General features: G+C 67.1%; 7 protein-coding genes. 5 read left to right on the top strand and 2 right to left on the bottom strand.

Annotated features, from left to right (window positions below; translation table 11 throughout):
- Positions 1-122: 122 nt before the first annotated feature.
- The 3 genes from KGM94_RS20225 to KGM94_RS20215 all read left to right on the top strand — a co-directional run bounded on the left by KGM94_RS20225 (position 123) and on the right by KGM94_RS20215 (position 2591).
- Positions 123-851, top strand: a complete 729-nt coding sequence (locus tag KGM94_RS20225; protein ID WP_300263377.1) for an amino acid ABC transporter ATP-binding protein — start codon at positions 123-125, stop codon at positions 849-851.
- A gap of 94 nt (positions 852-945) precedes the next feature.
- Positions 946-1806, top strand: a complete 861-nt coding sequence (locus KGM94_RS20220; RefSeq protein WP_300263375.1) for a D-amino-acid transaminase — start codon at positions 946-948, stop codon at positions 1804-1806.
- A gap of 53 nt (positions 1807-1859) precedes the next feature.
- Complete coding sequence (locus KGM94_RS20215) at positions 1860-2591, top strand: helix-turn-helix transcriptional regulator (RefSeq protein ID WP_300263373.1); 732 nt, start codon at positions 1860-1862, stop codon at positions 2589-2591.
- Between the two features lie 8 nt (positions 2592-2599).
- On the opposite strand, the gene iaaH is transcribed toward KGM94_RS20215, so the two are convergent.
- A complete protein-coding gene (iaaH, locus tag KGM94_RS20210; protein WP_300263381.1) occupies positions 2600-4027 on the bottom strand; it encodes an indoleacetamide hydrolase in 1428 nt (475 codons plus the stop codon).
- 134 nt (positions 4028-4161) lie between these two features.
- On the bottom strand, positions 4162-7620 hold the full coding sequence (locus KGM94_RS20205) for an indolepyruvate ferredoxin oxidoreductase family protein (RefSeq protein ID WP_300263371.1): 3459 nt from the start codon (positions 7618-7620) through the stop codon (positions 4162-4164).
- A gap of 152 nt (positions 7621-7772) precedes the next feature.
- Here KGM94_RS20205 and KGM94_RS20200 point away from each other — a divergent pair, with 152 nt between their 5' ends.
- Positions 7773-8228 carry an Lrp/AsnC family transcriptional regulator gene (locus KGM94_RS20200; protein WP_300263379.1) on the top strand — a complete coding sequence of 152 codons (456 nt, stop codon included), beginning with the start codon at positions 7773-7775 and terminating at the stop codon, positions 8226-8228.
- 182 nt (positions 8229-8410) lie between these two features.
- The coding region (locus KGM94_RS20195; protein WP_300263369.1) for a class I adenylate-forming enzyme family protein at positions 8411-9375 on the top strand (965 nt) is incomplete at its 3' end.

The raw sequence follows: 9375 nt of genomic DNA, 5'->3' as shown, positions 1-9375 counted from the left end.
CCGGGTGAGGGGTTACGATCTATCGGTGGAGCGAAACCCCTCACCCGGATCGCTGGCGCGATCCGACCTCTCCCTATGGGAGAGGTATTCAACGTTCCCTCCCAGTCTTGGGTTACCCAGGCATGATCGAGATCAGTCACGTCAACAAATGGTATGCGAGCTTCCAGGTGCTGAAGGACTGCACCACCAGCGTCGCCACGGGCGAGGTGGTGGTGGTGTGCGGCCCGTCCGGCTCGGGCAAGTCGACGCTGATCAAGTGCGTCAACGCGCTGGAGCCGTTCCAGGAAGGCGACATCAGCATCGACGGAACGAAGATCAACGATCCCAGGACCGACCTGCCGAAACTGCGCTCGCGGGTCGGCATGGTGTTCCAGCATTTCGAGCTGTTCCCGCACCTGAAGATCATCGACAATCTCTGCCTCGCCCAGCAGAAGGTGCTGGGCCGGCCGCACGACAAGTCGGTGGCCAAGGGTATGGCATTGCTGGAGCGCGTCGGGCTGACGGACCATGCGCAAAAATTCCCGGCGCAGCTCTCCGGCGGCCAGCAGCAGCGCGTCGCGATCGCGCGGGCGCTCGCCATGGACCCGATCGCGATGCTGTTCGACGAGCCGACCTCGGCGCTCGATCCCGAGATGATCAGCGAGGTGCTGGACGTCATGGTCGATCTCGCCCATGACGGCATGACCATGATGGTCGTCACCCACGAGATGGGCTTTGCCCGCAAGGTCGCCAACCGCGTCATCTTCATGGACCGCGGCGAGATCGTCGAGGACGCGCCGAAAGACGATTTCTTCGGCAAGCCGCGCAGCGACCGCGCGCAGAAATTCCTGTCGAAGATTTTGTCGCACTAGCCCCATCGCATTGACGGTTGAGGGTTTATCGCCACCAGCGAATTGCGTATAGGAACGGGTGAAACCCGCATTCCCGCCCGACAGGAGACCTCACTTGGACCCGATCGCCTATGTCAACGGCTCATTCGTTCCGCTATCGGACGCAAAGGTCTCGGTGCTGGATCGCGGCTTCCTGTTCGCCGACGGCATCTACGAGGTCGCCGCCGTGCTCGACGGCAAGCTGATCGACAACGCCTCGCATCTGTCGCGGCTGGAACGCTCGGTCGGCGAGATTAAGCTGAAGCTGCCGGAGACGGTCGAGCGCATCCAGGAGATCCAGAAGGAGCTCGTCGCGCGCAACAAGCTCGCCAACGGCCTGGTCTATCTGCAGGTGACGCGCGGCGCCGACAAGGGCCGCGACTTCCCGTTCCCGGCGTCGGACGTCAAGCCGACGTTGGTGATGTTCACCTCCGAGAAGGACATCGTGAACGCGGCCTCCGCCAGGACCGGGATCAACGTCATCACGGTGCCCGACATCCGCTGGGAGCGGCGGGACATCAAGAGCGTGGCGCTGCTGGCGCAGGTGCTGGCGAAGCAGGCAGCGGCGGAGGCCGGCGCCGGCGAAGCCTGGATGATCCAGGACGGTCAGGTGACCGAGGGCGGATCGTCCTCGGCCTTCATCCTGACCCAGGACGACGTCATTGTGACGCGGCATAATTCCAACGCCATCCTGCCGGGCTGCACCCGCAAGGCCGTCGTGACGCTCGCCGCCGAACGCCAGCTCCGCATCGAGGAGCGTCCCTTCACGATCGCGGAAGCGCTTGCCGCCAAGGAAGCCTTCATCACCAGCGCCTCCGCCTTCGTGCAGCCGGTGGTCGCCATCGACGGCAAGAAGGTCGCTGACGGCAAGCCCGGTCCGATCGCGACGCGGCTGCGCGAGATCTACATCGGTTTCGCCAAGGCGACGGCGGTGTAGGGGCCGCCGAGGCAGTTCCCAGACCGCCGGGCGTCCGCTAGACTTGCGGCGCCATGTACCTCACCGCCGCGGAAAGCAGGGTGCTCGCGCGCATCTTCGGGCTGTTGTCCGAGGACATGGGTGAACGCGACGTCCGCGAAGCTGTTGGCCACGATCTGCTCGCATTGCTCCAGGCCGATCACTACGCCTCCTTCGTCTGGGACGACGCGAGCAAGACCTTCGGCAAGGCCGTGTTCCTGAACATGGACCCCCAGAACCTCGCCAATTACGACGCCTATTTCCAGCATCACGATCCCATCACCTTCAAGCTGCAGGCGCGGCGCGAGCCGACGCTGGTGACGCAGGTGATGCCGCAGCGCGAGTTGATGCGGACCGAGTTCTTCAACGATTTCCTCGCCCGCGACGGATTACACTGGGGCGTCAATGCCTACAGCTTCGTCGGCGAACGCAATATCGGCGACGTCAGAATCTGGCGCGGCGCCCGCCGGCAGAATTTCGACGCGCATACGCTCGACCTGCTGCGGCTGATCGAGCCGGCCTTTACCGGCGCGCTGGCCCGCGCCGCGGGCGGCGCCGCGGCGGATGCGGGCGCGTCGGCTGTCCTGAGGCTCTCCGTCCGCGAGTTCGAGATCGCCCGCATGGTCGCCGGCGATCTCAGCGACAAGGAGATCGCCTGGCGGCTGCAGGTCGAGGTCTCGACCGTGCGCACCCATCTCAAGCGCATCTTCGACAAGCTCGGCGTCCGCCGCCGCAGCGGCGTCGCCAGCCTGTTGGCGCGGCACTGAGGCGCGCCTCAGCGCGCCGGCGGCGGCAGGCGTCCAAGGACCTTCTCCATCGCCATGCCGATCGCGAGCAGGCGCCGGTCGCTGCCTGCGGGGCCGTCGAGCTCGAGGCCGACGGGCAGCTTGCTCGATGCGCCAAGCGCGACCGGGAGCTGGATGCCGGGAACGCCGGCATTGCTCCCGGGATCGGTGTTCTGGATGAACAGGCCGAAATTGGCGAGGCTGCTGGAGTCCGGGTTCGCCGCGATCGCCACCTTCGGCACGGTCGGGAATGCGACGGCGTCGAGCCTGTTCTTCGCAAACGTGTCGCGGTAGAGCGCCTGCAGCGCCGGGCGCGCGATCTTCATGGCGTCGTCATAGGCAGGCTTGGCGTCGACCACCGTGTTGTTCGGCCCCGGCAGCTTGCGCGGGATCACAAGCCCGTCATAGGTGCCCTTGACGTCGGGGCTGGCGATCTCCTTCGCAAGAGCCTCGATCGTGACGCCGGTGCCGGTGCGCTCGAGGTAGGCCACCATGTCGTCATAGGCCTCGTACAGCGCGACGGGAAAGCCGACCTTGCCGTTGAGCTCGGCCAGTTGCGGCATCTCGACGTCGACCACCGTGACGCCCTGCGTTTTGAGCTTGTCGACGCCGGCGCGGAAGGCGGCGTCCGTGTCGCCGTCGAGATTGGCCAGCATCGCCTTCACGACGCCGATGCGGACCTGCTTGAGGTCGGCCGGCGCAACTGCGCGGCCGCCGGCGATGACGCGGTCGAGCGCGGCGACGTCGGCCATGGTCGCGGCCATCGGCCCCGCGGTGTCGCGGGTGTGGGAGATCGGCGCAATGCCCCCTTGCGGATAGCGCCCCACCGTCGGCCGCAGCGAGGCGCAGCCGTTCAGCGCGCAGGGGATCCTGACCGATCCGCCGGTGTCGGTGCCCAGTCCCGCGGTGACGATCCGCGCGCCGATCGCGGCCGCCGTCCCCGACGAGGAGCCGCCGGCGATCCTGCTGGTGTCGTAGGCGTTGCGCACCCCGGGTTCGCTGCCGGTCTTGAACGCGGCGTTGTAGCCGGAGATGCCGAAGGCAAGCTCGTGCATGTTGGTCTTGCCGATGATGATCGCGCCGGCCGCGCGCAGCCTTGCCGCGATCGGGGCATCCCGCTTCGGCACGTAGCCCTTGAGCGCCGGCGTGCCCGCGCTGGCGGGAAGGCCGGCGACCTCGATGTTGTCCTTGATCACGACGGGCACGCCGCCGAGCGCTTTGCACGCGCTTTTCTTGCGCCGGGCATCGAACGCCCCGGCGGCCTTCATGGCGCCGGCCTCGTCCAGAGTGATGAAGGCGTTGAGGTTGGGGTTGGCCTTGGCGCGCGCGATCGCGGCCGAGGTCAGCGCCTTGCTGGTGATCTTGCCGGCGCAGAGCTCGGCCGCGGCCTGCGTCATCGTCAGCCGGTCGAGATCGATCGCCTGTTGCGCCGGGGCGGGCGCGGGCATGGCGGCGGCAGACAGAATGAAACTTGCGATGGGGAGATTGCGCGTGAAGGTCTTGCGTCCCATGGGGCTCCTCCGTCGGTGAAGGTGGAGCCCAGAGCTTACCCTCAGCCGGCCCCGGCGCCTGTCCTCATTTCCGGGGACGCGGCCCGGGCGAGATCGGCCCACAGCCCATCGACCGCCGTCTTCACCGTGACAATGGCCGCCGCCTTGACCGGGCCATAGCCGCGGATGTCCATCGGCGCCCGGGCGATGGCGATGAGATCGGGCAGGCGGCCGGCGTCGAGCCGATCGAGCATCGCCGCGATCAGGCCTTCATACCAGGCGATCAGCTCCCGTTCGGCGCGCCGCTCGGCCATGTAGCCGAAGGGATCGAAGACCGTGCCGCGCAGCATCTTGAGCCGCGCCAGCACGGCGAGCGGCGTCTGGATCCACGGGCCGAAGGCGCGCTTGCGCGGCCGGCCGCGCGCGTCGCGGCTCGAAGGCCAGAAGGGCGGCGCAAAATGGTAGTTGACGCTGAAGCCGTCCTCGAACTCGCGCCGCAATTCGTCGAGGAAGCCAGTCTGCATATGTAGCCGCGCCACCTCGTATTCGTCCTTGTAGGCCATCAGCTTGAACAGCGAGCGCGCCACGGCTTCGGTCAGCGCCTCGCTGCCGAGCGCGGCTTCGGCGGCGCGCACCCTGGTCACGGTCGCGCGATAGCGCGCCGCATAGGCCCGGTCCTGATAGGCGGTGAGGAATTCGGCGCGGCGCTCGATCAGCTGGTCGAGCGTTTCGGGTACGGGTGCCCGGTCAGACTTCGGCAGGGCAGCCGGATCGCTTGCGGCAAGCCGGCCCCAGGCAAAGGCCTGCTTGTTGCGGGCGACCGCGACGCCGTTGAGCTCGATCGCCCGCAGCAGGGCCGGCAGCGAGACCGGCACTAGGCCCCGCTGCCAGGCAAAGCCGAGCATGACGATGTTGGCATAGACGGCATCGCCGAGCAGTCGCTCGGCCAGCGCATTGGCGTCGATCGCGGCAAGATTGTCCTCGCCGATCACGCGTCGGATGGCGCGCAGGCGGGCGGGCGAGGCGAGGTCGGCATCGCGGAAGCGCACGACGTCGCCGGTCGGCATCTCCGCGGTGTTGATCGCCGCGCGCGTGCCGCGGCGGTAGGTGCCGGAGGCCTTTGGCGAGGAGCTGACGACGAGGTCGCAGCCGATCAGCGCGTCGGCGGCGCCCTGGTCGATACGGACCTGATGCAGCGCGTCGGGGCTTGCCGCGAGACGGATGTAGCTCAGGACGGGACCGAATTTCTGCGCGAAGCCGGTGAAGTCCAGCACCGAGACGCCGCGGCGCTCCAGATGCGCCGCCATGCCGATCAGCGCGCCGACCGTGATGACGCCGGTGCCGCCGACGCCGGTCACCAGCAGGTCATAGGGCCGGTCGAGCGCCGCGACGGCAGGCAGGGCAAGCGCGGCCGCGCGGGCCTCGGCATCGATGGCGCTGGCGCGCTTCGCCCGCCGCGTCGCGCCCTCGACGGTGACGAAGCTCGGGCAAAAACCGTTGAGGCAGGAAAAGTCCTTGTTGCAGGCGGACAGGTTGATCCGGCGCTTGCGGCCGAACGGCGTCTCCTTCGGCTCCACGCTCAGGCAGTTGGACTCGACCGAGCAGTCGCCGCAGCCCTCGCAGACGAGGTCGTTGATGGTGGCGAAACGCTTGGGGTCCTCGATCAGCCCGCGCTTGCGCCGGCGCCGTTTCTCGGTGGCGCAGGTCTGCTGATAGATCAGCACGGTGACGCCGCGAATTTCCCGCAGCTCGCGCTGCACGGCGTCCATGTCCTCGCGCGGATGGATGGTGACGCCGGCGGGCAGGTCCGCGGGCGAAAAATGTTCGGGATGGTCCGACACCAGTGCGATGCGCGCCACGCCCTCGGCGCGGACGCTGTGCGCGATGGCGTGCACGCTCACGGGACCGTCGACCGGCTGGCCGCCGGTCATGGCGACCGCGTCGTTGAACAGGATCTTGTAGGTGATGTCGGCGCGTGCGGCGATCGCCTGCCGGATCGCCATCGAGCCGGAATGATAGTACGTGCCTTCGCCGAGATTCTGGAAGACGTGCCTGCGGCCGGTGAATCGAGACGATGCCGCCCAGTTCACGCCCTCGCCGCCCATCTGGATCAGCGACGAGGTCTCGCGATCCATCCAACTCGCCATGAAATGACAGCCGATGCCGGCGAGCGCCTTGGAACCCTCCGGTATTTTGGTCGAGGTGTTGTGCGGGCAGCCCGAGCAGAAATAGGGCGTGCGGGTCGCACCCGCGACGGCGATCTCGCGCTGCGCATCCGGCGCCAGTGCGGCTGCGCGCGCAATCAGGTTCAGCCCCGGAAACACCGGATCGAGCCGCCGCGCCAGCACGCCGGCCAGCGCCCGCGGCGACAATTCGCCGATCCAGGAGATCAGCCGTGCGCCCGTCTCGTCATGCTTTCCGACCATGCGCTCCGGTTTCGATCCCGGATAGTCGTAGAAATATTCCTTGAACTGGCTCTCGATGATGCCGCGCTTCTCCTCGACGACCAGGATCTCGCGCTTGCCCCTCACGAACTCCATGGCGTCGTGCAGCGCCAGCGGCCAGACCATCCCGACCTTGTAGATGTCGATGCCGATGCGGCGGCAGGCGGCCTCGTCGAGGCCGATCAGCCGCAGCGCCTCCATCAGGTCCAGATGCGCCTTGCCGGTGGTGACGATGCCGTAGGTCGCATCGGGAATGTCGTAGACACGGCGGTCGATCGGGTTGGCCTTTGCGAAGGCGTAGACCGCGTGCTTCTTCGCCTCCAGCCGCTCCTCGATCTGCGGCCCCGGCAGGTCGGGCCAGCGATAGTGCAGTCCGCCGGGCGGCGGCGTGAAATCAGGACGCGCGAAGAGGCGTGGCGGGCGCAGCACGACCGATGCGCCGGATTCGACGATCTCCGAGATCGCCTTGAAGCCGACCCACATGCCGGAGAAGCGGCTCAGCGCGTAGCCATATTCGCCGAACGCGAGGTATTCGCCGACATCGGCCGGGTGCAGCGTCGGCATGAACCAGCTCATGAAGGCGACGTCGGACTGGTGCGGCATCGACGAGGAGACGCAGCCATGGTCGTCGCCGGCGACCACAAGCACGCCGCCATGCGGCGAAGAGCCGTAGGCATTGCCGTGCTTCAGCGCGTCGCCGGAGCGGTCGACCCCCGGTCCCTTGCCGTACCAGAGACCGAACACGCCCTGCACCTCGCGCTCGGCTTGGGTCTCGACCTGCTGCGAGCCGAGCACGGCAGTGGCGGCGAGGTCCTCGTTGACGGCGGGGAGAAACTCGATCCGCTCGGCCTTCAGGCGATCCTTGATGCGCCAGAGCTCGAGGTCGACGGCGCCGAGCGGCGAGCCGCGATAGCCGGAGATGAAGCCGGCTGTGGCAAGGCCCGCCGCGCGGTCGCGCCGCGCCTGGTCGAGGGCGATGCGGACGATGGCCTGGGTGCCCGTGAGGAAGACGCGGCCGTCCTCGCGGTCGTAGCGGCCGGAGAGCTCGTAGGCGTCGAGGGAGGATGTCGCGTCCATGGTGGCCTCCTCGGGCAGCACTGGAGGATGGCCCGAGGGTAGTTTGCTGCTGCTGGTAGGTCTTACCTATTCATTCGGTTTGAAGGCGCGTTCCGGTAGAATTTTGCATGATTTTGTTCATTCTGGTAGATTATTCCAAGGAGGTGACTCTCATGGTCGAAGAGCAGGACGCACGGATTCTCGGCCATCTGCAGAAGGACGGCCGCGCCACCAACCAGCAACTGGCGGAAGAGGTCGGCATGTCGACCTCGGCCTGCTGGCGTCGCGTCCGCGCGCTGGAAGAGTCCGGCGTGATCCAGGGCTATGCGGCGCTGGTTTCGCGCGAGCGGGCGGGCTTTGCGATGTCCGCTATCCTCCACGTCTCGCTGGAGCGGCACGACGCCAAATTCGTCGACGAGTTCGTCTCGCGGGTGACGGGACGACGCGAGGTACTGGAGTGCTTTGCGACCACGGGCGATGCCGACTATCACCTGCGCGTCGTCGTGCGCGACATGGCGGCGTACAACGAATTTCTCGACGACTTCATGTTCCGCATTCCCGGCATCCGCCATGTCCGCAGCAACGTGATCCTGAAGGAGATCAAGACCGGCGTGGCGCTGCCGTTCTGAGCGGGCTGCACGTTCCGACCCGTGGCTGTTTGCCCGAAGTCGTCGTCGAGATGGCCTCACCGGCGATGACTTGCAATCATGCGGGATCGCGGCATCAATGGCGCGATCAATGCCGGGAGATGCCAATGGCCTTCATCGATACGCTGCTCTATCACGCTCGCGTCGAGCCTGACCGGCCGGCCGTGGTTCTCGGCGACCGGGTCGTCACCTACGGCATGCTGGCGCGCGTGCTGCGCGGGATCGAGATGCGGCTCGCGCCGGCGGGGCTCGCCAAGGGCGATCTCGTCGGGGTCCGTGTCGGTAATCCCACGCGGCATCTTGCGATGCTCATCGCTCTTCAGAATTCCGGGTTGGTGTCGGTCCCGCTCGGGCACGATGAGAGCCTGACGGCGACGCTTCCCCTCAAGGCGATCGCGTCGGAACAGCTCGAGCCTCCGCGGCCTGGCGTCAAGCAGTTCATGGTCACGGACGATTGGTTCGCCGGTGCGGCGGAGATGCCGACACCGCGGCCGTCGGTGTTCGCTGCTACCGACGACTGCTGCATCATGATGTCCTCGGGCACGACCGGACGTCCGAAGCCGATCTGGCTGTCGCCGGCCGTGATCGAGGAGTGGATTGCCCAATTGTCGATGTCGATGGCCGGCGGAAACTTCGAAATCGTCATGTGTTGCATGAGCGTTGCAGGCGCATGGGGCTACGCCGTCGCCCTGACGGCGCTCTGGGGCGGAAAGACCCTGCTGCTCTCGGACGTCGCGCGGGAAACGCTGCATATGATCTCGCTCTATCGCGCCGAATATCTGGTGTGCTCGGGGCACCAGTTGCGGATGCTCATCGAATGCCAGAACGAGCACTTCGTGCCATGCAGTACGCTGCGCCAGATCGAGATCGGCGGCAGCCTCTTGATGCCCGAGCTCGTGGCTGCTGCACGGGCCAAGCTCGGCGGACGGATCATTTCGGAATATGGCACGAGCGAGATCGGGCAAATTGCCCGATCGCCGGAGGACCGGCTGCCCGCCATCGAGGGCGCGGTCGGCTACGTGATGCCGTGGGCCACCGTCGAAACACTGGATGGGACGGGTCGGGTGCTGCCGCAGGGGCAGGAGGGAATCCTGCGATTGCGATCCACGGCGCAGGGACGCTGGGAGGA

Source organism: Bradyrhizobium sp. (genome assembly GCF_028868675.1).
Classification (GTDB): domain Bacteria; phylum Pseudomonadota; class Alphaproteobacteria; order Rhizobiales; family Xanthobacteraceae; genus Bradyrhizobium.
Note: the sequence above shows the minus strand (reverse complement) of the source record. Positions and strands in the feature narration are given on the sequence as shown.